Origin of the sequence: Synechococcus sp. Tobar12-5m-g (genome assembly GCF_024345415.1) — a bacterium.
Classification (GTDB): Bacteria; Cyanobacteriota; Cyanobacteriia; order PCC-6307; family Cyanobiaceae; genus Regnicoccus.
In genome coordinates, this window is the sequence record NZ_JAGQBB010000006.1 from 1 (window position 1) to 22,997 (window position 22,997).

Annotated in this window: 27 protein-coding genes and 1 tRNA gene; 11 read left to right on the forward strand and 17 right to left on the reverse strand. The window is 66.6% G+C overall.

The window, feature by feature from the left end; genetic code table 11:
* Positions 1-1,006 (forward strand): chorismate synthase (gene aroC / locus KBY66_RS05185; protein ID WP_255088164.1); only part of this gene is annotated, 1,006 nt, incomplete at its 5' end.
* Between the two features lies 1 nt (position 1,007).
* Here aroC and KBY66_RS05190 read toward each other — a convergent pair.
* From KBY66_RS05190 to KBY66_RS05215, 6 genes are all read right to left on the reverse strand, one after another.
* Positions 1,008-1,727, reverse strand: coding sequence for a hypothetical protein (locus KBY66_RS05190; RefSeq protein WP_255088165.1), 720 nt, complete (start codon positions 1,725-1,727; stop codon positions 1,008-1,010).
* 84 nt (positions 1,728-1,811) lie between these two features.
* Positions 1,812-2,459 (reverse strand): bifunctional 4-hydroxy-2-oxoglutarate aldolase/2-dehydro-3-deoxy-phosphogluconate aldolase, encoded by a 648-nt coding sequence (locus KBY66_RS05195; RefSeq protein WP_255088166.1) that lies wholly within the window; start codon positions 2,457-2,459, stop codon positions 1,812-1,814.
* Positions 2,443-4,287 (reverse strand): ATP-dependent zinc metalloprotease FtsH3, encoded by a 1,845-nt coding sequence (gene ftsH3 / locus KBY66_RS05200; protein ID WP_255088167.1) that lies wholly within the window; start codon positions 4,285-4,287, stop codon positions 2,443-2,445. Before ftsH3 ends, KBY66_RS05195 begins: the two co-directional genes overlap by 17 nt.
* A 112-nt stretch (positions 4,288-4,399) precedes the next feature.
* Positions 4,400-5,218, reverse strand: coding sequence for a photosystem II manganese-stabilizing polypeptide (gene psbO, locus KBY66_RS05205; protein ID WP_255088169.1), 819 nt, complete (start codon positions 5,216-5,218; stop codon positions 4,400-4,402).
* Between the two features lie 100 nt (positions 5,219-5,318).
* Complete coding sequence (coaBC, locus tag KBY66_RS05210; RefSeq protein WP_255088170.1) at positions 5,319-6,611, reverse strand: bifunctional phosphopantothenoylcysteine decarboxylase/phosphopantothenate--cysteine ligase CoaBC; 1,293 nt, start codon at positions 6,609-6,611, stop codon at positions 5,319-5,321.
* Positions 6,601-6,810, reverse strand: coding sequence for a DUF2555 domain-containing protein (locus KBY66_RS05215; protein ID WP_255088171.1), 210 nt, complete (start codon positions 6,808-6,810; stop codon positions 6,601-6,603). The genes coaBC and KBY66_RS05215 overlap by 11 nt, the downstream gene beginning before the upstream one ends.
* Between KBY66_RS05215 and KBY66_RS05220 the strand changes: the two genes are divergently transcribed.
* Positions 6,809-6,967, forward strand: a complete 159-nt coding sequence (locus KBY66_RS05220) for a hypothetical protein (protein ID WP_255088173.1) — start codon at positions 6,809-6,811, stop codon at positions 6,965-6,967. The two genes, KBY66_RS05215 and KBY66_RS05220, sit on opposite strands and share 2 nt — an antisense overlap.
* Positions 6,958-7,030, forward strand: a tRNA-Ala gene (locus tag KBY66_RS05225). The genes KBY66_RS05220 and KBY66_RS05225 overlap by 10 nt, the downstream gene beginning before the upstream one ends.
* A gap of 26 nt (positions 7,031-7,056) precedes the next feature.
* Here KBY66_RS05225 and KBY66_RS05230 read toward each other — a convergent pair.
* Positions 7,057-7,608: a phosphate-starvation-inducible PsiE family protein gene (locus KBY66_RS05230; RefSeq protein WP_255088174.1), complete on the reverse strand. Its 552-nt coding sequence runs from the start codon at positions 7,606-7,608 to the stop codon at positions 7,057-7,059.
* Between the two features lie 271 nt (positions 7,609-7,879).
* Here KBY66_RS05230 and KBY66_RS05235 point away from each other — a divergent pair, with 271 nt between their 5' ends.
* Both KBY66_RS05235 and KBY66_RS05240 read left to right on the forward strand, forming a co-directional pair.
* A complete protein-coding gene (locus KBY66_RS05235; RefSeq protein WP_255088175.1) occupies positions 7,880-8,080 on the forward strand; it encodes a hypothetical protein in 201 nt (66 codons plus the stop codon).
* A 109-nt stretch (positions 8,081-8,189) separates the two neighbouring features.
* Positions 8,190-8,591, forward strand: coding sequence for a DUF565 domain-containing protein (locus tag KBY66_RS05240; protein WP_255088176.1), 402 nt, complete (start codon positions 8,190-8,192; stop codon positions 8,589-8,591).
* A 3-nt stretch (positions 8,592-8,594) separates the two neighbouring features.
* Here KBY66_RS05240 and KBY66_RS05245 read toward each other — a convergent pair whose 3' ends face one another.
* Both KBY66_RS05245 and KBY66_RS05250 read right to left on the reverse strand, forming a co-directional pair.
* Positions 8,595-9,635: an aspartate carbamoyltransferase catalytic subunit gene (locus tag KBY66_RS05245; RefSeq protein WP_255088178.1), complete on the reverse strand. Its 1,041-nt coding sequence runs from the start codon at positions 9,633-9,635 to the stop codon at positions 8,595-8,597.
* Positions 9,620-10,333 carry a DNA-3-methyladenine glycosylase gene (locus KBY66_RS05250; RefSeq protein WP_255088180.1) on the reverse strand — a complete coding sequence of 238 codons (714 nt, stop codon included), beginning with the start codon at positions 10,331-10,333 and terminating at the stop codon, positions 9,620-9,622. Before KBY66_RS05250 ends, KBY66_RS05245 begins: the two co-directional genes overlap by 16 nt.
* 43 nt (positions 10,334-10,376) lie before the next feature.
* On the opposite strand from KBY66_RS05250, the gene KBY66_RS05255 reads away from it, so the two are divergent.
* On the forward strand, positions 10,377-10,520 hold the full coding sequence (locus KBY66_RS05255; RefSeq protein WP_255088182.1) for a hypothetical protein: 144 nt from the start codon (positions 10,377-10,379) through the stop codon (positions 10,518-10,520).
* Between the two features lie 23 nt (positions 10,521-10,543).
* Here KBY66_RS05255 and KBY66_RS05260 read toward each other — a convergent pair whose 3' ends face one another.
* The gene (locus tag KBY66_RS05260) at positions 10,544-10,843 is read right to left on the reverse strand and encodes a DUF6679 family protein (RefSeq protein ID WP_255088183.1); all 300 of its coding nucleotides are present in this window, start codon (positions 10,841-10,843) and stop codon (positions 10,544-10,546) included.
* Between the two features lie 91 nt (positions 10,844-10,934).
* Between KBY66_RS05260 and KBY66_RS05265 the strand changes: the two genes are divergently transcribed.
* Both KBY66_RS05265 and gatC read left to right on the forward strand, forming a co-directional pair.
* Positions 10,935-11,729 (forward strand): creatininase family protein, encoded by a 795-nt coding sequence (locus KBY66_RS05265; RefSeq protein ID WP_255088184.1) that lies wholly within the window; start codon positions 10,935-10,937, stop codon positions 11,727-11,729.
* Between the two features lie 54 nt (positions 11,730-11,783).
* Positions 11,784-12,077, forward strand: coding sequence for an Asp-tRNA(Asn)/Glu-tRNA(Gln) amidotransferase subunit GatC (gene gatC / locus KBY66_RS05270; protein WP_255088185.1), 294 nt, complete (start codon positions 11,784-11,786; stop codon positions 12,075-12,077).
* 2 nt (positions 12,078-12,079) lie between these two features.
* Here the strand turns inward: gatC and crtR are convergent, their stop codons facing one another.
* Entirely contained in the window at positions 12,080-13,120 is a 1,041-nt protein-coding gene (gene crtR / locus KBY66_RS05275; RefSeq protein ID WP_255088186.1) for a beta-carotene hydroxylase, read from the reverse strand.
* Positions 13,121-13,239: 119 nt separating this feature from the next.
* Here crtR and KBY66_RS15690 point away from each other — a divergent pair, with 119 nt between their 5' ends.
* The 3 genes from KBY66_RS15690 to KBY66_RS05285 all read left to right on the forward strand — a co-directional run bounded on the left by KBY66_RS15690 (position 13,240) and on the right by KBY66_RS05285 (position 16,234).
* Positions 13,240-13,587 carry a DUF389 domain-containing protein gene (locus KBY66_RS15690; RefSeq protein WP_315855481.1) on the forward strand — a complete coding sequence of 116 codons (348 nt, stop codon included), beginning with the start codon at positions 13,240-13,242 and terminating at the stop codon, positions 13,585-13,587.
* Complete coding sequence (locus KBY66_RS15695; RefSeq protein ID WP_315855482.1) at positions 13,548-13,817, forward strand: hypothetical protein; 270 nt, start codon at positions 13,548-13,550, stop codon at positions 13,815-13,817. The genes KBY66_RS15690 and KBY66_RS15695 overlap by 40 nt, the downstream gene beginning before the upstream one ends.
* Before the next feature lie 275 nt (positions 13,818-14,092).
* Positions 14,093-16,234, forward strand: a complete 2,142-nt coding sequence (locus KBY66_RS05285) for a molybdopterin oxidoreductase family protein (RefSeq protein ID WP_255088303.1) — start codon at positions 14,093-14,095, stop codon at positions 16,232-16,234.
* 12 nt (positions 16,235-16,246) lie between these two features.
* On the opposite strand, the gene KBY66_RS05290 is transcribed toward KBY66_RS05285, so the two are convergent.
* The 6 genes from KBY66_RS05290 to KBY66_RS05315 all read right to left on the reverse strand — a co-directional run bounded on the left by KBY66_RS05290 (position 16,247) and on the right by KBY66_RS05315 (position 22,992).
* Complete coding sequence (locus KBY66_RS05290) at positions 16,247-17,080, reverse strand: nitrate ABC transporter ATP-binding protein (RefSeq protein ID WP_255088188.1); 834 nt, start codon at positions 17,078-17,080, stop codon at positions 16,247-16,249.
* Positions 17,081-17,092: 12 nt separating this feature from the next.
* The gene (locus tag KBY66_RS05295) at positions 17,093-19,117 is read right to left on the reverse strand and encodes a nitrate ABC transporter ATP-binding protein (RefSeq protein ID WP_255088189.1); all 2,025 of its coding nucleotides are present in this window, start codon (positions 19,115-19,117) and stop codon (positions 17,093-17,095) included.
* Between the two features lie 2 nt (positions 19,118-19,119).
* Positions 19,120-19,962, reverse strand: coding sequence for a nitrate ABC transporter permease (ntrB, locus tag KBY66_RS05300; RefSeq protein WP_255088190.1), 843 nt, complete (start codon positions 19,960-19,962; stop codon positions 19,120-19,122).
* 90 nt (positions 19,963-20,052) lie between these two features.
* A complete protein-coding gene (locus KBY66_RS05305; RefSeq protein ID WP_255088191.1) occupies positions 20,053-21,351 on the reverse strand; it encodes a CmpA/NrtA family ABC transporter substrate-binding protein in 1,299 nt (432 codons plus the stop codon).
* 145 nt (positions 21,352-21,496) lie between these two features.
* Positions 21,497-21,967 carry a nitrate reductase associated protein gene (locus tag KBY66_RS05310; protein ID WP_255088193.1) on the reverse strand — a complete coding sequence of 157 codons (471 nt, stop codon included), beginning with the start codon at positions 21,965-21,967 and terminating at the stop codon, positions 21,497-21,499.
* Positions 21,964-22,992 carry an anthranilate phosphoribosyltransferase gene (locus KBY66_RS05315; RefSeq protein ID WP_255088194.1) on the reverse strand — a complete coding sequence of 343 codons (1,029 nt, stop codon included), beginning with the start codon at positions 22,990-22,992 and terminating at the stop codon, positions 21,964-21,966. Before KBY66_RS05315 ends, KBY66_RS05310 begins: the two co-directional genes overlap by 4 nt.
* Positions 22,993-22,997: the final 5 nt, after the last annotated feature.

Consider the following 22,997-nt stretch of genomic DNA (forward strand, 5'->3'; position numbering starts at 1 on the left):
CTGCCCACCCCGGCTCGCTCTCGAGAGCGCCACCATCCAGGCCGATCTCGATCGACGCAAGCCGGGCCAGAGCCGCATCACAACCCCCCGCAAGGAAGAGGACCGGGTCGAGATCCTCAGTGGCGTGCTGGACGGATTGACCCTGGGCACACCGATTGCAATGCTTGTGCGCAACAAGGATCAACGCCCCGGCGACTACAGCGAGATGGCGATGGCCTTCCGGCCCTCCCACGCCGATGCCACCTACCAGGCCAAATACGGCATCCAGGCCCGCAGCGGTGGAGGCCGTGCCTCAGCCAGGGAAACGATCGGACGGGTGGCAGCCGGAGCCATCGCCAAGCAACTGCTGGCCCATGCCCACGGCACGGAGGTGATCGCCTGGGTGAGCCGGATCCACACGATCGAATCCCGGATGGACCCGGCCAGCATCGACCTGGCGGCGGTGGAGGGCTCCATCGTGCGCTGCCCCGATCCGGAGGCCGCGAGCCTGATGATCGAACGGATCGAAGCGATCGGCCGGGAGGGTGATTCCTGCGGCGGCTTGATCGAGTGCGTGGTGCGCAGACCGCCGGTGGGACTCGGCATGCCGGTTTTCGACAAGCTGGAAGCGGATCTGGCCAAGGCGGTGATGTCGCTGCCAGCCACCAAGGGATTCGAAATCGGCTCAGGTTTCGCTGGAACGTTGCTCAAAGGGAGTGAGCACAACGACGCCTTCCTCGCCAATCCCGAAGGCCGGCTCCAAACCGCCACCAACAATTCCGGCGGGATCCAGGGGGGCATCAGCAACGGTGAGGAGATTCGGCTGCGGGTGGCCTTCAAACCGACCGCCACGATCCGCAAAGCCCAGCAGACGATCAACGCCAACGGCGAACCAGTGGTCATGGAAGCCAAGGGTCGCCATGATCCCTGCGTGCTGCCCCGGGCCGTGCCGATGGTTGAAGCGATGGTGGCCCTGGTGCTGGCCGACCATCTCCTGCGCCAGCAGGGACAGTGCAGCCTCTGGTGACCTAGATCTGCGGCGCCGCTGCTGCCGGCAGGGAACCATCACCGTTGCCTAGCGGCGGAACGGTGGCCGTGCTGAGACGACTGACCGCCTTGGCCATTCGCTTGGCCAGAGATGACTTGGCCGCAGCCTGGGTGGTGGCTTTCGTTGTGGGCTTCGGCGTGGCCTTGGCAACTTTCGCGGTGGACTTCGCGACTGCTGGTTTGGCAAGAGGGGACTTCGCGGGAGCTGCCTTTGCTGCTCTGGCCTTGGTGGGCGAAGCCTTGGACGGGAGAGTTTCCGAGGGAGTGGAAACGTCTGGACTGGATTTCGCCGCAGCGACCTTGGTCCTGACCATCGTGGTGGAGCGGGTCGTCGTCGTGGAACGGGTTGCCTTGGCGGTCGACGGTTGACGCTTGGTGGACTTGGCGTCGGCGGCAGCGTCGGGGAGGGAGCCGGTGCGGCTGCGGTGGGACAGGATCAAAGCCCACTCCTGATCGCTGATCGCAGCTGGCTTGGTGCCGTGCCTGTGGGTGATCGCGGCGGCCTTCTCGATGTCGTCGACCAGATTGCGCCAGGAGGTGGCGAAGCGCTTGTCCGACTGGGATTTCGCACCACTTTCGAGCAGGGTTTCGACGACCCCCGCGGCGGAAACCTTCTTGCGTCGCCGGTTGAAAATCTGCTTCTGCAGTTGCGCGATCAAGGCTTCAGCCTTGCTGCTGATCTGAATCGTGAGCTGTGCCATCGAGGGACGTGTGTTGTCTCCTAGTGGTAACACCTCTGTGTTGGAGTTGACAACTCGAAGCGATCGACACAGGCCCAAAACCTGCTATCTATGTCGGGCCTCAAGCCACTGCACCAATCCCCTCAAGGCGGGGTTGGGGCGCGCCGGCCTCGCCGTCCGATCGAAAAGCGCTCCACCAAGAGCCACCGCATCGACGCCCGCTTCCAGCCAGTCGGGCACGGCCGAGGGGTGCAACCCACCCGCGGCGATGCAGAAGGGAAGCGCGCCCAGGGGGCCTTGCAACTGTCGCCAGTAGGTGATTCCCAGCGTCGCCGCCGGAAACAGCTTCACCAAACGGCAGCCGAGGCGCCGGGCTCGATCCACTTCGGTGGGAGTCAGCACACCGGGCACCAGGGTGATCCCGAGACGTTCAGCCTGGCGGACCAGCTCCGTTTCGAGGATCGGTGACATGGCGAAGCCGAGACCGGCCGCAGCGCAGTCCTCCAGGGCCCGACCCCCACACACCGAGGCTGCGCCAACGTGCAGGTTGGGGTAAAGCTCCCGAATCCGCAGGCAGTGGTCGATCCAGCCAGGTGCCTCACTCCAGGCCAACTCGAGATGATGGACACCCAGGCTCTGGAGCTGATCGATCGAGGCGAGCGCCTCACGGGATTCCGAGCAGCGCAGGACAGCCACCAAGGGCTGCCGCCGCAGCGAGGCGATCAGCTCAAGGGGACTAAACGTATTCGGCAACCCGCACGTCACTGCGGATCAACAGCTCCTGAAGCTCCTCGGCATCGACAGTTTCCTTCTCGACCAGGATCTCGGCGAGTTCATCAAGCACGGCGCGGTTCTGGAGCAGCACCGATTTGGCGCGGCGGTAGGCCTGCTCCACGAGCACGCCCACCTCCTCATCAATGGCCGCCGCCGTGTCCTCTGAGAAATCGCGATCGGCGGCGATGTCACGACCAAGGAACATCCCTCCCTGGGGCCGACCGAGGGCCACGGGACCTAGACGATCACTCATGCCGAAGCGGGTGACCATCTGCCTGGCCACCCGGGCCACCTGCTGGAGGTCATTGGACGCTCCGGTGGTGACTTCGTCTTCGCCGTACACGATCTCCTCGGCGACGCGGCCTCCCAGGGCCACCGCCATCTGGTTCTGGAGATAGGCGCGGGAATAGAGGCCCGACTCCATCCGCTCTTCACTGGGGGTGAAGAAGGTGAGGCCACCGGCCTGGCCGCGGGGAATGATGCTGATCTTCTGGACCGGGTCGTAATCGGGCATCAGGGCACCCACCAGGGCATGGCCGGATTCGTGATAGGCAACGAGCCGCTTGCGCTTCTCACTCATCACCCGGTCCTTCTTCTCCGGACCCGCCATCACCCGCTCGATCGCATCGTTGACCTCGTCCATCGAGACCTCGGTGAGCTGGCGGCGGGCCGCAAGGATGGCCGCCTCATTGAGCAGGTTGGCCAGGTCGGCGCCGGTGAAGCCGGGGGTGCGGCGGGCCACCCGGTCGAGGTCGACGTCCTTGGCCAGGGTCTTGCCACGGGCATGGACCTGGAGGATCTGCAGCCTGCCGTTGTAATCGGGCCGGTCGACCACCACCTGGCGGTCGAAGCGACCGGGACGCATCAGGGCCGAATCGAGCACATCGGGCCGGTTCGTGGCCGCCACGATGATGATGCCAGTGTTGCCCTCGAAGCCATCCATCTCGGTGAGCAGCTGGTTGAGGGTCTGCTCGCGCTCGTCGTTGCCGCCGCCGAGGCCGGCGCCCCGCTGACGCCCCACGGCGTCGATCTCGTCGATGAACACGATGCAGGGGGCATTCTTCTTGGCCTGCTCGAACAGATCACGGACGCGGCTGGCGCCGACGCCGACGAACATCTCGACGAATTCAGAGCCCGAGATCGAAAAGAAGGGAACCCCCGCCTCTCCAGCCACGGCCTTGGCCAGCAGAGTCTTGCCGGTGCCGGGCGGACCAACCAGCAACACCCCCTTGGGAATCTTGGCGCCGACGGCGGTGAAGCGATCCGGATTCTTGAGGAAGTCGACAACTTCGGTGAGTTCGAGCTTGGCCCCCTCGATGCCGGCGACATCGCCGAAGGTCACCTGGGACTGGGGCTCCATCTGGACGCGGGCCTTGCTCTTGCCGAAGCTCATCGCAGGATTGCCGCCACCACCCTGGGCGCGGCGCAGCAGGAAGAACAATCCGCCGAGCAAGAGCAAAGGAAACAACAGGCTGCCGAGGGCCGATTGCCAGGCCGTCGGCTCCCGGCTGGGCTGGACGGCGATGTCGACGTTGTGGTCAGTGAGCAGCTTGAGCAGATCCTTGTCGGGGGCAAGGTTGACCAGGGCCCGGCCGCCATCGTTCTCGACCACCTGGGCAGTGCCCCGATCCGGGGAGATCAGCACCCTGGCGATCTGGTTGTCCTGAACGGCTTCAACGAAATCGCTGTAGCGGAGGTTGCGGGGGGCATTGGCGGGATCGGGGCGATCCAAGAAAGCGGTGCCGATGGCAATCACCACAACGGCCAGGAGCACGTAGAGCCCCGCATTGCGCCAGCGCTTGTTCAACCTGGGAACCCTCGATCAGAAACGTAAAGGAATGTTAACCACCCTCCAGAGCCCGAACTGGGGTCCTGGAAGCGTCAACTCAATCCTAAGGAGCCGGGAGGGGCGTGGCGGCTCAGGCCTCTTCGAGGCGGCCGTAGAGCTGACCGGTGATCTTGACGTCAACGGCCAATTTGCCGCCCATGTCGGTGTCGGAGGGCTGGATGGCCGTGAACACGCCGGCGAATTCACCGGTGGTGCTGTCGACCTTGGTGATCGACAGGTTCATGGTGCCGGTGCCGTCCACATACTGCTTGACGTTCTCCGTGGTCAGCCCCTCGTCATCGCCGGCGGGCACCAGACCCACGGCGCTGCTGTAGCCACTGGTGAGGCCCCGTCCCTTGGGATCAAGGAAGTTGCTGGTGCGATAGCTGGGGGCGCGATAGCTGCCGTCGAAGTCGGTGCTGGTACTGATCGCGGTGCCCGAAGCGGTGGCCACCAGCTCCTTGCTGGAGAAGGTGAAGGGCACTTCCTCGCCCCCTGGCATCAGCACGGTGATCGGTTGAAAGTCGATGCCCCCAAGCTCCATGAAGGTGAGGCCATCGCCGGCGATCTTCAGATCGCCATAGACCTGATCCAGGCTGGAGGTGAATCGGGTGAGGATCCGGCCGGCCACGAACTGGGCCTCCTGGCGCTTGTTGGCCGGTTCGCCCTTGACGAACACCTCGGAGGGATGGAGGCAGATGTCGCGGAGCTGGTAGCGGATCGAACCATCCAGGGGAATCGAGCCTCGGGCCGAATCCGGAAGGGTGGGGCAGTCATTCGCCTTGCCCGTGTTGACGATGTCGTCGTAGGTGACATTGGCCCGCTCAACAGCCTTGGCGCCACCGCTGCAAGCCGTGACAAGGGTGAGGCAAAGCGCCAGCACAAGAGCCAGCAGGGGTCGGAAACGCATGGGGAGAAGCCGCACGGGCAGGGTGAAAAACCGAGTGAAAGGTGCGCCACTGGCGATCCTACCGATCAAAATCCCTGCCCCCCAAAGGCTGTTGCGGCTCTCAACAACCTGGCGGGGAGGCCCCCAAGGCTTCAGCGTTCGGGGGCTCAAGCAGGGCGGCGAGCGCCGTCAACAGCCGATGGGCGAGCGCCAACTTGCTCAAGGGGGCGATCTCCTCCTGACATTCACCTGGCCCCAGCAACCAGCCCCGGTTCGTCGGCGCGCCGAAGCCGGCGCCGGGCCGATCAATCGGGTTGGCGAACAGCAGATCGCAGCCCTTGCGCGCGAACTTCGCGCTGGCCTGGGGAAGCACCTGGCCGGACTGGGCGGCAAAGCCCAGCAACCTCTGGCCGGCGGGCCGGTGGGCCGCCAGTTCGACCAGGAGATCGGGAACCTCCTGCCAGCCGCCCTCCAGGCCGGCCAGCAGGGTCTGCTTGTCGCCTTTGTGGATCTGGGGCGCTGCTGGGCGGTGATCGGCCACGGCAGCAGCCATGGCGATCGCATCCACCTCCGCCTGCAACCGCCGCAACGCCTGCTGCAACTGGTCTGCACTCTGCACCGCATGGCACTGCAGCCCTTCCAGCAGGGCGGGATCGAGGCGCAGTGGTCCATGGATCAGGTCCACCCGGGCACCACGCAACCGGGCCGCCTGGGCCAGCAGCACCCCCATCAGTCCGCTGCTGGGGTTGGTGAGGCAGCGGGCCGGGTCGAGGAATTCCTGGGTGGGCCCGGCCGTCACCAGCAGCCGGCGCCCCTGCCAGTCGCGCCGCCAGCCCCACAGGAGCAGGGATTCGAGGCCAAGCAGCAGCAAGGCGGGGTCGGCCATGCGCCCTTCCCCCAGGCGATCGCAGGCGAGCAGACCCGTCTCCGGCAGCAGCGGCAGAACCCCCTCCATCGCCAGGAGCCGCTCCCAGTTGCCCTGAACCGGGGCGGCACGCCACATCGCCGTGTTCATCGCCGCGGCCGCCAGCACCGGCGCCTCACAGGCCAGCAGGGTGCTGGCCAGCAAGGTGTCTGCCAGGCCATGGACCCAGCGGCCCAGGCTGGTGGCGCTCAGCGGGGCCACCAGCACCAGTTCGGCCCATTCCGCCAGCTCGATGTGGAGGGGGCGCGGCGCCTGGTGGCTCCATTGATCCGCATCTAGAAAACAGGGTTGGCGGCTGAGGCTGGCCAGGGCCACCGGACTCACCAACCGGGCGGCGCTGGGGGTGACCACGCAACGGACCTGGGCGCCACGCTTGGCCAGGGCACTCACCACCAGGGGCAGCTTGACGGCGGCAATGCTGCCGCTGATGCCCACCAGCACCCGCCGGCCGGTGAAGGAATCGGGCAGCGGCGCCGCCTCATTCCTCATCGAAGGGTTCCTGGTCCACCAGATGGACGTAGGGGCGGGCCAAATCGGGCCGGTGGATTGCCAGGGCCCGCATCAGGTGCCAGTCCTGGAGGCCGGCGAAGGGGGACGGATAGTCGTCGTCGTCGAGGCGCTGGGCCAGGGCTGCGGTGGAGGCCTCATCGAAGGCCGCAAGCCGCTCGAGGGTGATCGATTCCGCCATGGAAGCCGCCGCCGCCGAATCGACCGGGCTGGAGGAAGACGCAGAAGTGGGCTCGACCAAGGTGCTGAAGGGAAGTGCTCAACCCTCATTCCATCGCATCAGGGGGCGCAGCGGCTGCCCGAACAACGGTGATAAGTTGCAATTCACGGGGAATTAGCTCAGCTGGTAGAGCGCTGCGATCGCACCGCAGAGGTCAGGGGTTCGAGTCCCCTATTCTCCATGCCCAGCCAGAACTGACCAGCCAGCTCACTCCTGAGCCGCACGCATCCGGGCCGAGGCCCGGGCTTCCGGGTTCACCCCGGCGAATGTGGGGGGCAGGGCCGCCCGGACCACCATCAACAGGGCCATCGCGGCGAGGAAGGCGCAGACGGCAAGGATCTGGCGCCAGTCGGTTTCGAGAACCCCTTTGACGATCACCTCCCGCAACACCGAAACGATCGCAATCTCCACCGAAACGCTGATCGAAACGCGTTGCTCCTGCAGATAGATGATCAGCAGGCGGAACAGCTCCACCAGGATCAGGATGAAGAGGATATCGGCTGTGACCTCATGAAATTGAAAGGTGGTGAACAACAGCGAGAAGATCGACTTCATCTGCAAAGCCATGGCACAGAACAGGCTCACGCACAACGACACGGCGATCAGGTCCTGGACGGCCTCCAGAGCCTGCACCACCTGCACCCGCCGAAAAACCCTGTACCAGGGCACACCGGACCCTTCCTCCGCTGATCGGTGATGCTGCTCTGATTCGCTTGAATCAGCGCTCTTGATTGGCTTGATCGTCGGTATCGTGAACATGGTGACCCTTCAACGACGGCCTTTTACAACAGGCTAGGAGCCGCTCTCTGAGCGGGTCAATCACCCTGTGTTCGGCCGCCCACCACGGCAGGAAGGGCGGCCCTTGGCCACTGGAGAGAGAGCGATGGAGTGGACGGAAGCCGCCGAGGCGAAGTTGAAGGAGGTGCCGTTTCGCGCGAAAGTGATCGTTCGGCCGGCGGGCCGAATCGGCTGCGAAAGGAGCCCGGGCAGGCGATAAGGTAAAAGAGAGGGAGTATCAAACGCCTGCTCCATGTCGCAATCAAAGCGAGAACAGGTGGTGAGTCACCTTCGCTACATCCGCCAGGAGCTGCGGGAGATGCACCAAGGCGTGATGGAAGATGGATTGCTGCCGGAAGCTGGTGAGGTACGAGGGGTGATGGCCCAGATGGAAGCCCTGCTGGAATTGCTGGAGGGCAAGGGGTCACGCAAGGCCAAGGACAGCGAAGGCTGAGTCCACCCCTGTCCCGGGGCGGCCAACGGCACCAACCGCCTCGTTTGATTGAAATCCCCTATGGATGGGGTCAACACCACCCCAGCACTCCAGAAATGGTGTAAACAGGGTGCGGCAGGCTGCTGGGTCGGGTGATGGGGATCGCCAACCGGAGTGCCTGCCCACCCTTGCCGTGAGCCGCCTCCAGCAGACCCGCTTGCAACGCCAGGTTGGACAAGCCGGCCAGCGGCTTCAGCTCTGGGCAGGGAATCCCTGGCGGCGGATCTCCCTCCAGCTGATCGTGCTGCTCGGCGGTTTCTTTTTCGGGGGCGCGGTCGGCATGCTTGCCGGTGCCATGGACTTCCTCGATCCCTTGGCGGCCTTGCTCTGCCTGGTGCCAATCGAGCTGAGCGTGCGCACCCGCCGGCAGCTTCTCCTCCAGCGCGGGGACAAGCTCACGCTGCAACTGATCGACGCGGCAAGGTTCGGCTGGCTCTACGGCCTGTTGATCGAGGGCTTCAAGCTGCTCTGACCCTCAGGCTGGCGGCCCCTCGGCCGCCGCCAGCAGGTAGAGCAGGGCCATGCGGATCGGAATGCCGTTGCGCACCTGCTCCTCCACCAGGCAGACGGCGGAGTCGTCGAGGAGTTCTCCGCTCAGTTCAACCCCCCGGTTCACCGGGCCGGGATGGAGCACCGGCACCGCCTGGCCGCAGAGCTCCAGCCGCCGGTGGCTGAGGCCAAACTGGCGGTGGTAGCTCTCGAGGCTGGTCAGCAGGTGCTGGTCCATGCGCTCCTGCTGCAGGCGCAGGGTCATGACCGCATCGGCGCCCGGCAGGGCCTGCTCCAGGCTGCGCACCACGGTGATCCCCCCGCGTTGTTCGACCGGATCGTGCCGCTGACCGGGGGGTGGCGCCTCCACGAAGGCTTTGAAGCATTCGGGCAGAAGGGTGGCTGGACCACACAGCACCACATCCGCGCCACAGGCGCTCAGGGCCCAGAGGTTGGAGCGGGCGACCCGGGAGTGCAGCACATCGCCGACGATCGCGATCCGCTTCCCCCGCAGGGCCTCCGGTGTGGGGGAAGCTGGGCAAAAGTGGCGCGCCAGGGTGAACAGATCCAGCAGCCCCTGGCTGGGATGGCTGTGGAGCCCATCGCCGCCGTTGAGCACCGCCACCCGCCGGCCCCCACCATCGAGGCCCCGCGCCAGGATTTCCGGCACCCCGGCACAGCGGTGGCGCACCACCAGCACATCGGCTCCCATCGCCACATAGGTGCGGGCCGTGTCCAGCAGGCTCTCCCCCTTGCTCAGGGAGCTAGTGGCCGGCGAAAAACTCTGGACATCGGCGGACAGGCGCCGGGCAGCCAGCTCGAAACTGCTGCGGGTGCGGGTGCTCGGCTCGAAGAAGAGGCTGGTGACGAGCTTGCCCTGCAGGGCCGGCAGCCGGCGGGCCCCGGTGGTGGGCAGGGAGCGGAAGCGCTGGGCCAGCTCCAGCACTGTGGCGAAATCGCCCAGGGAGAAGGCCGCCAGATCGAGGACGTGGCGGTGGGCCCAGCGGCTGCTCACTGGGAACCCCATGATCCGGGCCGGAAGGCCTGGTCGGCCAGGGGGGTTCGATCCCCCCGGGCCCGGCGGCTGACACTGCGGCTGGCCCGCAGGTACCAGCGCCAGGGCAGCTCCTGGGCCTGGGACACCCCGATCCGGCTGCTGGCCAGCAGGGGGGGGACCCCCAGCCGCTCCTGGGCCGCCAGCCAGTCGCTGAAGCAGGCGGGCCGGGGGGCCAGCCAAGCCCCGCTGGCCGGTTCCAACGGCCGGCGATCGAAGTGGCGATCGATCCCGAAACGCCGGGCCAACAAGGCCGGACCGGCGGCGATCCGCTCGGGCTCGCCCGGGATGGCCACGGCCCGCAGCAGAACACCGCTGGCCCAGTTGTCGTGGTGGGTCACCACATTCACGCAGTGATGCAGGCCGTAGGTCAGGTAAACGTAGAAGCGCCCAGGCGGGCCGAACAGGGTTTCGTTGGCGGGAGAGCGGCGGCGGTGGCCGTGGCAGGCCGGTTCGCTCTGGCAGTAGGCCTCCGTTTCCACCACCATCCCCCAGAGAAGGCTTCCCCCCTCCTGCCGCCGAAGCAGCAGACAACCGACCAGCTCCGGCGCCACCTGCTCGGCGGGGCGGGCGAAGAAGCCGGCCGGAAGGAGGCCCGTCAGGGAATCGGCGCCGATCGGCAGCGGATCCAGGGCGGGGAGCGTCGGAGGCGTCAGAATCCCTTGGGGCATTGACGATTTGTCCCTGGCTCCGCGACCCCTCCGCACCTCCACCGTGTCCAGCGCTCTTTCCGGTTTCAACCTCGGCACCGTGCTGCTGGCCGGCAGCGGCCTTTTTTGCCTGGCCAGCCTCTACTTCGGCACCCGGGGCGGCTTCTACGACACCAAGGCCTACGAGGGCAACGGCACCGCGCACTGAAGGCCGGGTAGCAGGCCACACGCTCAGCCCTGGCTGCGCAACTGCTCGGCCTCCGGGCAGTCTTCGGCGGTTTCGAGATCCTCGGCCTGGGTGCTGCGGCTGAAGAAGGCCAGTCGGGTGCTGACCGCACCGATCGAGTCAAGCCGCACACTCTCCTCCCAGCTGTGCAGTTCGTCGTCCTCCTCGGAGTCATAACGGAGGGTGACCAGGTCGCCTTGGATCTCCACCACCAGGGCCTGCTCGATCCAGCGCTGCTGATCCCGCAGGTACACCCAGACCGGCCGTTGCTCGCTGAAGAACTGATCGAGCTTGCGATGCAGCATTCCCTCTCTTCCGGCGCCAGGCCGTGGCCGGATCAGGTCCGGATTGAGCCAATCCTAGGGATGATGCAGCGAACCCTTCCGTTGCCGCCCAATGACCAGCCCTGGAGCCGTCGACCACACCGAGGCCATCCGCCTGCAACTGCGCAGCTGGCCTGAAGTGGAGGCCTACCTCAGCACCTGCAAGGGGGTGATCGTGCCGCTGGGCTCCACCGAGCAGCACGGCCCCACCGGGGCGATCGGCACCGACGCCCTCACCGCCGACGCCGTGGCCCTCGAGGTGGGGCGGCGCACGGGCGTGTTGGTCACACCCCCCCAGCCCTTCGGCATGGCGGAGCACCACCTGGGCTTCGCCGGCACGATCAGCCTTCAACCCACCACCCTGCTGGCGGTGCTCCACGACGTGGTGCTGTCCCTGGCGAGGCACGGCTTCGAGCGGATCTTCGTGATCAACGGCCATGGCGGCAACATCGCCACCTGCCGGGCCGCCTTCACCGAGGCCTACGGCAGCGCCGCGGCTCGGGGGCTGGCCGCCGCACCCCAGCTGCGCTGCAAGCTGGCCAACTGGTTCATGGCCGGGCCGGTGATGCGCCAGGCCCGGGATCTCTACGGGGAGCGGGAGGGCCACCACGCGACCCCCAGCGAAATCGCCCTCACCCTCCACCTGGAGCCCAGCCTCGCCGCCAAGCAGCGGCCGTTGCCGGAGCCAGCTCCAGCCGGACCGATCCATGGACCGGAGGATTTTCGGCGGCGGCATCCGGATGGGCGGATGGGCTCCGACCCCTTCCTGGCAAGCGCGGCCGATGGCGCCCGCTTCCTGGATCTGGCCGCCACCGCCCTGGCCCTTGATCTGGATGCGTTCCTGGCCGATGCCGATTCAGCCGACTGAACGGGGAGCCGCCCACCGGCCGCTAGCTTCAGCGCTGGTTCCCACGGAGTAGCGATGGGCAGGATCACGGCCGACGACGTGCGCAAGGTGGCCCTGCTGGCACGGCTGGATCTGGCCGAGGGCACGATCGCCACCTACACCAGCCAGTTGGAGCGGATCCTCGATTACGTCGGCCACCTGGAAACGGTGGACACGACGGGAGTTCCCCCCACCACCCGGGCGGTGGAAGTGGTGAATGTGACCCGAGCGGACCTAGTGGACCCGACGCCGGTGCGGGAGGAGCTGCTGGAGCTTTCCCCCCAGCGGCAGGGTGATTTCTTCCGGGTTCCGAAGATCCTGGCCGACTGAGCTCAGGGCAGGCTGGGGCTCGGCTTCGGTGAGACGGCGGTGCGATGCAGCAGGGCAAGCACATGGCGCCGGGAGCGGGCCGTGGGCATCATCGCCGCGAGGGGGCGCAGGCGGCTGCGGCGACGTTTGTGGCTGCGGATACCGAAGAAGATGTCGTAGAGAAAGTTGAGGCCATCGCGCCGTGTTTCGAACAGGCCCAGCCGTTGCGGGCATCCCTTGGACGCAAGCAGCGGCTGGGTGGCCCGGTAAGCATCCTGATACTCGAACCAGGGAATCGAGGGCCAGAGGTGATGAACGAGGTGGTAGTTCTGGCCCATGATCAGCCAGTTCATCATCCTGCTGGGATACACCCGTGCGTTGTGCCAACGGCTGCGGGAGAGGAAAGGGCGGTGGGGAAGATAGTCGAAGAAGAGGCCGAGGGTGACGCCGACCATCAGGGCTGGCGCAAACCAGCAGTTGAAGATGAAAGGCAAGAAGTTGAACTTCACGGCCGCAATCACGATCGCAAAAAAGAGGCCCCGTGCCAGTCCCCATTCCAGCAGTTCCCAGCGCCGCCAGAGGCGATGGCGGAAGAAAAACACCTCGTGATAAAAGAAGCGCGGGGCGATGAGCCAGAGCGGCCCGAAGGTGGAGACGATGTGATCCGGGTCGTGTTTTGGATCGTTCACATGGGCGTGGTGCTGCAGGTGCACCCGGGTAAACACCGGAAAACTGAAGCCCAGCAGGATGGCGGCACCATGGCCCATCACCGCGTTCCAGAAGCGGCTGGGGTGCGCGGCGTTGTGGCAGGCGTCGTGGATGACGGTGCCCTCCAGATGCAGGGCTAAGAAGCCAAGGGCCAGGAGCACCGCCAGGGGCCACTGGCCCACGAACCAGCCCCAGATGGTGAGGGCGGCCAATCCGTAGCCGGACAGGAACAAGGCCACGGTGGGATTCCAGGCCGCCGGGGGATCGAGGTACTCTCGCGGCACGGAGCGCGGCAGCGGGGCCTGGCTGACCGTGGCGGCGCGCTGGGCAGGCGTCAGGGTCAGAGCTTGTGTCATCGCCTGGATGCGACCCCCCACCTAAACAATCGTGCCCCACCTTACGGGCAATGAATCGCCGGCTGAAGGTCTGGGGCTGGCGGCAGCATTGGCATCGGCCCATCGCATCGGGCGCAACGATGAGCTGCAGCACGGTCCCGCCCGACGACGCCCGGCTCGACGCCCTGCGCCAGGAATTCGAGCATGAGGCCAGCTTCAGCCAGGTGTTCGTGGTGCTCACGGTGGGGGCCACCCTGATTGCCACCCTGGGCCTGCTGGCCAACAGTCCTGGGGTGGTGATCGGCGCCATGGTGGTGGCCCCCTGGATCCTGCCCCTGCAGGCGATGGCCTTCGAGATCCTGCGGGGGCAGTTGCCGATGTTCCTGCGGGCCCTGCGCACCTTGATGCTGGGGGTGGTGATCTGCGTGCTGCTGGCGATATCGATCTGGTGGGAATCTCCATCGACTGGCAGAAGAACCCGCCGCTGATCAGGGCCCGGGTGCGGGTCACCGATCCGGAACTGCCCACTCCCAAGCAAGTGGCTGCTGTGCAGGCGTTCATCAATCAGCAGCAGGGGCCCCTGCGCTTCCGGTTGGTGCAACAACGCACCGCCGTGGACCTGATCGGCCCGGACACCGCCCCCAACCCCCCCGAGCTGGAGGTGCTGCCACCCCCGCCGATCCCGCCGCTGCCGGAGTCGGAATGCAAGGAGGCATAGGAGGCTGTTGCAGATGGATCAGCGCCCCATGGGCCATGGGGATCGTGCCCTCGCGGCCTTTGCCCCACTCGTCACTGATCCGCTCCGCGATGCCGCAGCGTTCCAGCATCTTGTTGCTTTCGCGCTCGATCACCCCCTTGAACCATCCCCTCCCGCATTGCTCCCTCCTTGGGGATGGTCTTCAGCAGCCACCTAAGATTTCCAATGGCTCGTTCATCAGCTTGGTCGCACGCAGGACCCTCGGCGATCACGGGCTGTTGTTCGCGTCATCGGCAGTGCTTCAACCCGCCCGGGCCCAGTGCCCCTACTGCGGCGTCGGTTGTGGCCTGGAACTCAAACCACCGGCCGAGGGCGATGGCGAGACCCATGGCACCGGCGGCGATTCCTGGACGGTGCGGGGCGACCGGCACCATCCCTCCTCCCTGGGGCAGGTGTGCGTCAAGGGGGCCACCGTGGGCGAAACGCTGGACAAGAACCGTCTCACCACACCGCTGTTCCGTGAGCGGATCGACCAGCCCTTCGCCCCGATCAGCTGGGAGGAGGCCCTGGGCCGGATCGTCACCCAGATCCAGGGGGTGCTGGCCGAGCGCGGGCCGGCTGGTCTGGCCATGTACGGCTCCGGCCAGTTCCTCACCGAGGACTATTACCTGGCCCAGAAGCTGTTCAAGGGCGCCCTGGGCACCAACAATTTCGACGCCAATTCCCGCCTGTGCATGAGCTCGGCGGTCTCCGGCTATGCCCGCAGCCTCGGCAGCGACGGCCCCCCCTGCTGTTACGACGACTTCGACAGCTGCGACACGGTGCTGCTGATCGGCACCAACACCGCCGAGTGCCATCCGGTGCTGTTCCAGCGCCTGCTCAAGCGCAAACGCAAGGACAAGAACTCCCTTCAGTTGATCGTCGTCGATCCACGCCAGACCGCCACCTCCGACGCGGCCGATCTGCACCTGGCGATCCGGCCGGGCACCGATCTGGTGCTGCTGCATGGCATCGGCCACCTGCTGCTCCGCCAGGGAACCCTGGACCAGGCCTACATCGCCGCCTCCACCGAGGGCTACGCCGAGCTGGCCGAGCTGTTGGAGGGCTGGACGCCCGAGCGGGTGTGCGCGCTCTGCGGCATCGAGCCGCAGCAACTGGAAGCCGTGGCAGAGCTCTGGGGCCGCAGCCACGCCCTGCTCAGCCTCTGGTCGATGGGGGTGAACCAGAGCGTGGAGGGCACGGCCACCGTGTCCGGCCTGATCAACCTGCACCTGCTCACGGGCCAGATCGGCCGAGCCGGGGCAGGGCCCTTCTCCCTCACCGGCCAGCCCAACGCCATGGGGGGCCGTGAAGCGGGCGGCCTGGCACCGTTGCTGCCCGGCTATCGCTTCGTCGCAGATGCCTCTCATCGCGCCGAGCTGGAGCGCCACTGGGGCTTCCCCGCCGGTGCCATCGCCGCGGAGCCGGGCTTCGATGTCTGGCGGCAGATCGAGGCGATGGAGCGCGGCGAGCTGGGCCTGTGGTGGGTGGCGGCCACCAATCCGCTGGTGAGCCTGCCCTCGCTCGATCGGGTCAGGGCGGCCGTGGCCCGCTGCCCGCTGGTGGTGCTCTCCGAGGCGTATGCCGGCACAGAAACTGAGGCCGTGGCCCACCTGGTGCTGCCGGCGGCCCAGTGGAGCGAAAAGGCCGGGGTGATGACCAATTCCGAGCGCCGCGTCACCCTCTGCGAGGCCTTCCGCCCGGCGCCGGGCCAGGCGCGGGCCGACTGGGCGATCTTTGCCGAGATCGGCCGGCGCCTCGGCCATCGCGATGCCTTCACCTACGGCTCCAGCGCCGAGGTGTACGCCGAGTTAGCGGCGATCACCGCCGGGCGCGTGTGCGACCACAGCGGCCTCAGCCACCAGCTCCTGGCCGCGCACGGCCCCCAGCAGTGGCCTTTCCCGGTCGGCGCTGCCCCCGGTGGCGGCAGCGCCCGCCTCCACACCGAGGGCCGCTTCCCCACCCCCAGTGGCCGGGCACGGTTGATCGCCGAGCAGCCCCTTGGCCTGGGCGAACCACCCGATGACGCCTACCCGCTGGTGCTCACGGTGGGGCGGTATCTCGGCCACTGGCACACCATGACCCGCACCATGCACGTGGAGCGCGTCCGCCGGCAGCACCCGGAGCCGTTGCTGGAGGTGAATCCCGGCGATGCCAGCCGCCATGGGCTTGAGAATGGCGCCCTGGCGCGGATCAGCTCACGGCGGGGCGCCCTGGAGGTGAAGGTGCTGGTCACCGATCGCATCCGGCCTGGCACCGTGTTCCTGCCGATGCACTGGGGTGCATCCCAGGCCAACGCCTGCGAAGCCAATCGGCTGATGCATGAACAGGCTTGCCCGATCTCCAGGCAACCGGAACTGAAGGCGGCGGCGGTTCGACTGGAGCCCGCCTCAGCCTGAGCCGCTCGCCGCTCAATCCTCGTCGTGGGCGTAGCGGCGGTAGAGGAAATCAAGGGCGCGGTTGCGCAGGTCGAAGTATTCCGGCTGCTCCATCAACCGAGCCCGATCCCGCGGGCGCGCAAACGGCAGCTCGAGGATTTCACCGATCGTGGCGGCGGGGCCGTTGGTCATCATCACGATCCGGTCTGCGAGGAACAGGGCCTCATCGATGTCGTGGGTGATCATCAGCACGGTCACCCTGTGGTCGGCCCAGATGCGCAGCAACTCCTCCTGGAGTTCCTCGCGGGTGATCGGATCGAGGGCGCCGAACGGCTCGTCGAGCACCAGCACCTTGGGCTTGAGGGCCAGGGCGCGGGCAATCGAAACCCGCTGCTTCATGCCACCGGAAAGGCTGGCCGGCTTCTTGTGGGCGGCCTCGCTCAGGCCCACCAGGGCCAGGTTCTGCTCCACCAGTTCCCGGGCTCCGCCATTGCGCTTCAGCTCGGGATACACGTTGTTCACCGCCAGGGCGATGTTGTCGTGGGCACTCAGCCAGGGCAGCAGCGAATAGTTCTGGAACACCACCATCCGGTCCGGTCCTGGTTCCTGGATCACCTGGGATTCCAGCCGCACCTCTCCACTGGTCGGCTGGCGGAAACCCGACACCATGTCGAGCAGGGTGGATTTGCCGCAGCCGGAATGGCCGATCAGGCAGACGAACTCACTTTCGGCAACGCTGAGCTGAATGTTGTCGAGAACGGTGTAGGGCCCCGATTTGGTGGGGTACACCTTCGAGACACCATCAATCACCAGAAAAGGTTCCTTGTCCTGATGCGCCGTAGGCGCGGTGGCGGTCTGGGTCTGCATCGGTTTGGGGACTCAGCGGTGTGGGGACAGGGAGACCGGCAGCGCACCGGGCCTGGGCGGTAGCCGAACCGTTTCGCGGCTGATCGCGCCGTTGGCCCCGAGCGCCTCGAGGTAGCCCAGGGGATCGCCGGGGTCGAGCGTTTGCACTCCGAACGGCTGCAGCACGCTGGGTGCCCGGCTCTCGAGCGGCAGGCCAAGGGAGCCGGCGGCTTCGGCGTAGAGGTCGGGACGCTGCACCCGCTCGATCACCTCCTCCCAGTTGAGCGGGAAGGGGCTGATGCCCCAGCGGGCCAGCTGGGTGAGGATCCAGGTGGCGTCGCCAGGGTCGGGCGGGTTGATGTGGGCCCCGTAGAAGCGGACGAACTCCGGCATCGGTTGTGGTTCGCCGAGGCCCCGGTCGAAGGGGCCGATCAGGCCTGGCCGCAGCAGGGCCGCATCGGTGCCGACATACTCCCGGCGGGCCAGCAGCTCGCAGAGATCGTCGCGGTTGGCGGGATCGTCGCAGTAGCGGCAGGCTTCGATCAGGGATTTGATCAGGGCCTGGTGGGTGAGCGGGTGGGCGGCTGCCCAGTCTTCGCGGACGCCCAGCACCTTTTCGCAGTGGCCGTTCCAGAGCTCCATATCGGTGGCAATCACCGTGCCCAGCCCTTCTTGCACGGCGCGGCTGTTCCATGGCTCCCCGACACAAAAGCCGTCGATGCTGCCGGCCTTGAGGGTGGCCACCATCTGGGGCGGTGGAATCACGATCAGCTCCACATCCCGCCCGGGTTCGATGCCACCGGAGGCCAGCCAGGCCCGCAGGATCAGGTTGTGCATCGAGGCGGGATGCACCATGGCCAGCACGGGCTTCCTGCCAGGATTGGCGACGATCCAGCCCTTGAGGTCAGCCAGGCTGTCCACCCCGGCCTCGTGGAAGCGGCGGTGCAGCGTGATCGCATTGCCGTTGCGCGAGAGGGTGAGAGCCGTCAGCACGGGCAAAGGCTGCTGTCCGCCACTGCCCAGGGTCATGGCCAGGGGCATTCCCGCCACCATCTGGCCCGCATCCAGCACCTTCTGGCGAATGTTGGTTTCGAGGGTCTTCCAGTTCGTTTCACGCCGCAACGTCACCTGATCCAGGCCGTATTTGGCGAAGTAGCCCCGCTCCTGGGCCACCACCAGGGGGGCGCAATCGGTGAGCGGGATGAAACCGATCTCCAGGTTCACCTTCTCAAGGGTGTTGGCGGCGATGGCGCTGGCGGGATTGAGGCGTTGGCGCCTGGCCAGGCGCTGCTGATTGAGGAACTGCACCACCTCGCCTCGCTGGGCGTAATAGGTGGGATGCGCTGCGGCAGAGAGATGGGTGCGGGGGCGGGGCAGGTCCACCTGGATGATCTGGCCGATGTAGGCCTCCGGGCCATTGGTCATCAGCACAACGCGATCGGAGAGCAGCAACGCCTCATCGACGTCGTGGGTGACCATCACCGTGGTGACCTTGGCCTCCTCACAGATTCGCATCAGCTGCTCCTGGAGATTGCCGCGGGTGAGGGCATCGAGGGCCCCGAACGGCTCGTCGAGCAGCAGCAATTTGGGGCGCAGTGCCAGGGCGCGGGCAATCGCCACCCGCTGCTTCATGCCACCGGAGATTTCGGAGGGAAACTTATCGGCTGCCGCCTTGAGACCCACCAGCTTGATGTGGTGGTCGATGATCGATTCCCGCTCGGCCAGGCTTCTGGACGCCATCACGTTGTTGACGGCCAGGGCGATGTTCTGACGCACCGTTTTCCAGGGCAGCAAGGAATAGTTCTGAAACACCACCATCCGGTCCGGCCCCGGATCGGTGACCTGGCGCCCCGCCATCAGGATGCCGCCCTCTGTGGCCTGGGTGAGGCCGGCCAGCAGGTTGAGCAGGGTCGACTTGCCACAGCCCGAGTGGCCCACCAGGGAGACGAACTCACCCTCGGCGATGTCAAGGAAGACATCCTTCAGGGCGACGTAACGTCCACCGTCGCGGAGGGTGAAACTGTGGGTGACGTTGTCGACCGTGCAGAGGGCAGGCATGGCTACTGAACCCCCCGGGCGGCCTTGCGGCCCAGCCAGGCCACCAGCCGATCCAGGGCCAGGCCCACCAGCCCCACGTAGACGATCGCCAACAGGATCTGGCTGGTGCTGCTGTCCCCACCTGCGTTGTAGGCGTCCCAGATGAAGAAGCCGATCCCACCGTCGGCCTTGAGCATCTCGGCCGCCACGATCGCCAGCCAGGCCAGGCCCACGGCGATACGCAGACCGGTGAAAACATAGGGCGCCGTTGCTGGAATGACGATCTCCCAGATGTAGCTCCGCTTGCTCAGCCGCAGCACTTTGGCCACGTTGGTGTAGTCCTGAGGGATCTCGAGGATGCCGGCGGCGGTGTTGATCACGATCGGCCACACGGCCGTGACGAAGATCACGAAGACCGCCGCCACGTCCGCCTGCTGGAACAGCAACAGGGAGATCGGCAGCCAGGCCAGGGGCGGCACCGTGCGCAGCACCTGGATCAGGGGATCGAAGCCGCGGCGGATGAAGCCGTTGAGGCCCAGGGCCAGGCCGGCAGCGATGCCGATCACGGCAGCCAGGCTGTAGCCGATCGCCACCCGCTGCAGGGAGATCAGGATCTGCCAGCCCAGCCCCTTGGCCGTGCCGCCATCGTCATAGAAGGGCCGGCTGATGTAGGGATTCCAGGTCTGGGTGACCACCTCGATCGGTCCGGGGAAACCGCCACCGCCGATGCTGGCCAGCACTTGCCAGAGCAGCAGGGTGAGCCCGGTGCAGACCAGGGGGGCCTTGATCTGGCGGGCGAGCGGTGAGCGCAGCCAGGCGTTGGCCGGGCGCTTCCGCTGTTGTGAGGGAACGGTGGCCGTGATCATCGGGGCGATGGGGCGGGAAGGGGTCTTGAGAAGGGTTGTGGAGCCCTGGCCGGAGCCAGGGTCCACAGCGGAGCCAGGGGCTCGGGAGCCCTATTGGAGGGCCTTGAACTTGAGGGCCTTGAGGTAGGCCTGGGGGTTGTTCGCATCGAACTTCACCCCGTCGAAGAACACCTCCACACCGCGGGAGTCGCCGGAGGGGATCTCCTTGTATCCATTCTCCTTGGCCGCCTTGCGCCAGAGGTCCGAGCGGTTCACCTTGGCGACCAGCGCCTTGATGTTGGTGGTTTTCGGCAGGTAGCCCCAGCGGATGTTCTCGGTCACGAACCAGGTGTCATGGCTCTTGTAGGGGAAGGAGGCGTTGCTCTGGAAGAACAGCATCTTGTAGGGCGAGTTGGTCACCTTGCGGCCATCGCCGTAGTCAACGGTCCCCTGCAGTCGCGGCAGCAGGTCATCGACGCTCGCCTTGACGTACTTGTCCTGGGCCAGGATCGTGGCCAGCTCTTTTGTGTTGGCCGGGTTGTCGGCCCACTTCTGGGCCTGCTGCACCGCCATCAGCAGCCGCAGGGAGGCGTTGGGGTTTTTCTTGACCCAGTCGGAGCGCATCGAGAACGCTTTCTCGGGGTGCTGCTTCCAGATTTCGCCGGTCTGGAGAACGGTGTAGCCAAGCTTCTTGTTGACCAGCCGCTCGTTCCAGGGTTCGCCCACGCAGAACACATCCATGGTGTTCGACTGCATGTTGGCCACCATCTGCGGCGGTGGGATCACCACGATGTCGACGTCCTTGTTGGGATCAACGCCATTGGCGGCCAGCCAATAGCGCATCCAGAGGTCGTGGGTGCCGCCGGGGAAGGTGACGGCCGCCTTGAACTTGTCGCCGGTCTTGTTCTTCTTGTCGATCACGCTCTCCAGGTTGGCGCTCTTCACCTTGAACTTGGCCGGCAGGAAGGCCTTGGAGGCGGAGAGGCCCTGCCCTTGGGTGTTGAGGCGGGCCAGGATGCTGATCGGCACCGGTTGGCGACTTTTGGCGATGGCTCCCGTGGTGAGCAGGTAGGCCATCGGCGTGAGCAGGTGGGCGCCATCGATGCCGCCGCGTCCACCGCCCAGTTCCAGGTTGTCCCGGGTGACAGCCCAGGAGGTCTGCTTCTTCAGGTTGACCCCGGTCATGCCTTCTTTGGCGAAGAATCCCTTTTCCTTGGCGATGATCAGCGGGGCCGCATCGGTGAGGGCAATGAAGCCCAGATCCACCTCGGTGGTTTCGGCTTTGCCGGGTGCCGCCAGGGCCGGAATCGGCGCCAGGGCCATTGATCCGACCAGGCCGAGGCCAAGGCCGAAGGCGGTGGTTCCGGCGGTACTGCACAGCAAAAATTGGCGCCGAGAGAAGTGCGTCATCAAAGACATTCGTGGTTGGCAGTGTGCATTCGGTCTGGCTTCAGAACGCGGCGACCAGAACCGGCGATCAACGATCGCGTTGGCGCACAGGCTGACCAACTCATTCACAACACCACATTGAGCGGCCGCTGCAGAGTGATGGTTGTTACGAACAGTCTGGATTGGTCAGGAACTCCGCAAGCGCATGGGGGAGATTGCGGTGCTCATGGCCCGGATGGCTGAGCTTCACCAGCGTGAACCGCTGCAGTTCATCAAGTCCCTGCCACTGCTGAGGCAGGAGGGAGGCGCCGATCTGGGCGCAGGCGGCCGCCAGCATCGGTGGAATCGCCTCCCCCTGCTGCCAACTGGCGCCCCGGGCCGGCTCGATCGCCTTCGCCGGTCCATCCGCCAGGGCCGCCGTGCGCTCCAGCAACCAGGCCCGCAGGCTCGCCGTCGCCTCGGCATCGTCGCCCCAGGCCAGCAGTTGCCGGCGCTCCTGGGGTTCCAGGGCCGCCCATTGGCTCAGCTTGAGCTTGACCCCCGCCAGGTCGAGCTTGCGCCGCACGGCCATCGGCAGGCAGCGGAGGTTGCCGCTGAACTCGGCCTCGAAGCGGAAGCAGTTGTCGTGCAGGCTCATGCCGCCAGGGTGGCCCTTCGGGCCTCTCCGGCGTGGGCCTTCAGCAGGGCTCCAGCCTGCTCCAGCGCCCCTTCCAGGTGCTCGAAACTCCCGCTCTGCCAGAGAATCGCAGCCAGGTTCCAGCGCACGGCATCCAGCAGTGGGCCCTCCCCCACCAGGGCCGCTCGGGCCTGGTGGGTCCAGGTGGTCAGGTCAAGCCAGGGCACCTCGTCACTGGTGATGCCATGGTCGCGGGGGTGAAGGATCACCCGCTCCACCTGGCCATGGCGCACCCGGGCGGTGATGCCGGCCCTCGTGGTGGGGAGGTCGGTGGAGCCCTCCAGACCCTTGACCGTGTAGAGATCGGTTTCGCCGGCGGCCGCGAGGGCCTCCCAGGCCCGGGTTTCCGTGGGCGGATGCACGAAGCCGCTGATCAGCAGATGCTGGCCCTGATGGGGGGTCCAGAGCAGTTCCAGGCTGGCCACCGGGGGCCGCTTGCCGATCTCATCGCGCACCGGCAGCAGCCGTTCGGCGGCGGCGAAGTGCTCGGGCTGGTGGGTGAGGGCGAGATCGTGGCGATCGAGCCGCCCCTGCACCTCCAGCAGGCTGAGGCCGCGCCACTCGATTCCAAGGGCGGCGAACAGCTCCGCCAGGGTGATGCCGTACTTCACGGGCATCGGCGAGCCGCCGTGCAGCACCACCGGCTGGCCGTTGGCGGCCAGCAGCAGGGCCAGCAGCGGCAGCAGCGGCGCGGTGCGGCTGCGGCCGTCGTAGGGGACGCCGAAGCAGAGGGCCCGCCGGCCTGGTGTGCGCAGCACCGGGCCGTGGGTGCGGTAGCTGTCGAGCATGCCGCTGAGTTCGATCGGGGAGGGCCGCCGGATGCGATGGGCGATCAGGAAGGCGCCGAGCTGGGCCTCCCCCACCTCGCCCTCCAGCATCAGGTCCATGGCCTCGCGCGCCTCGATCCTGCTCAGGCCTGTGCTGGTGTGCTCGCCACTGCCCACCTTGGCCAGCAACTCCCGGAAGCGCAGGGCGTCGGACGCCATGGCCG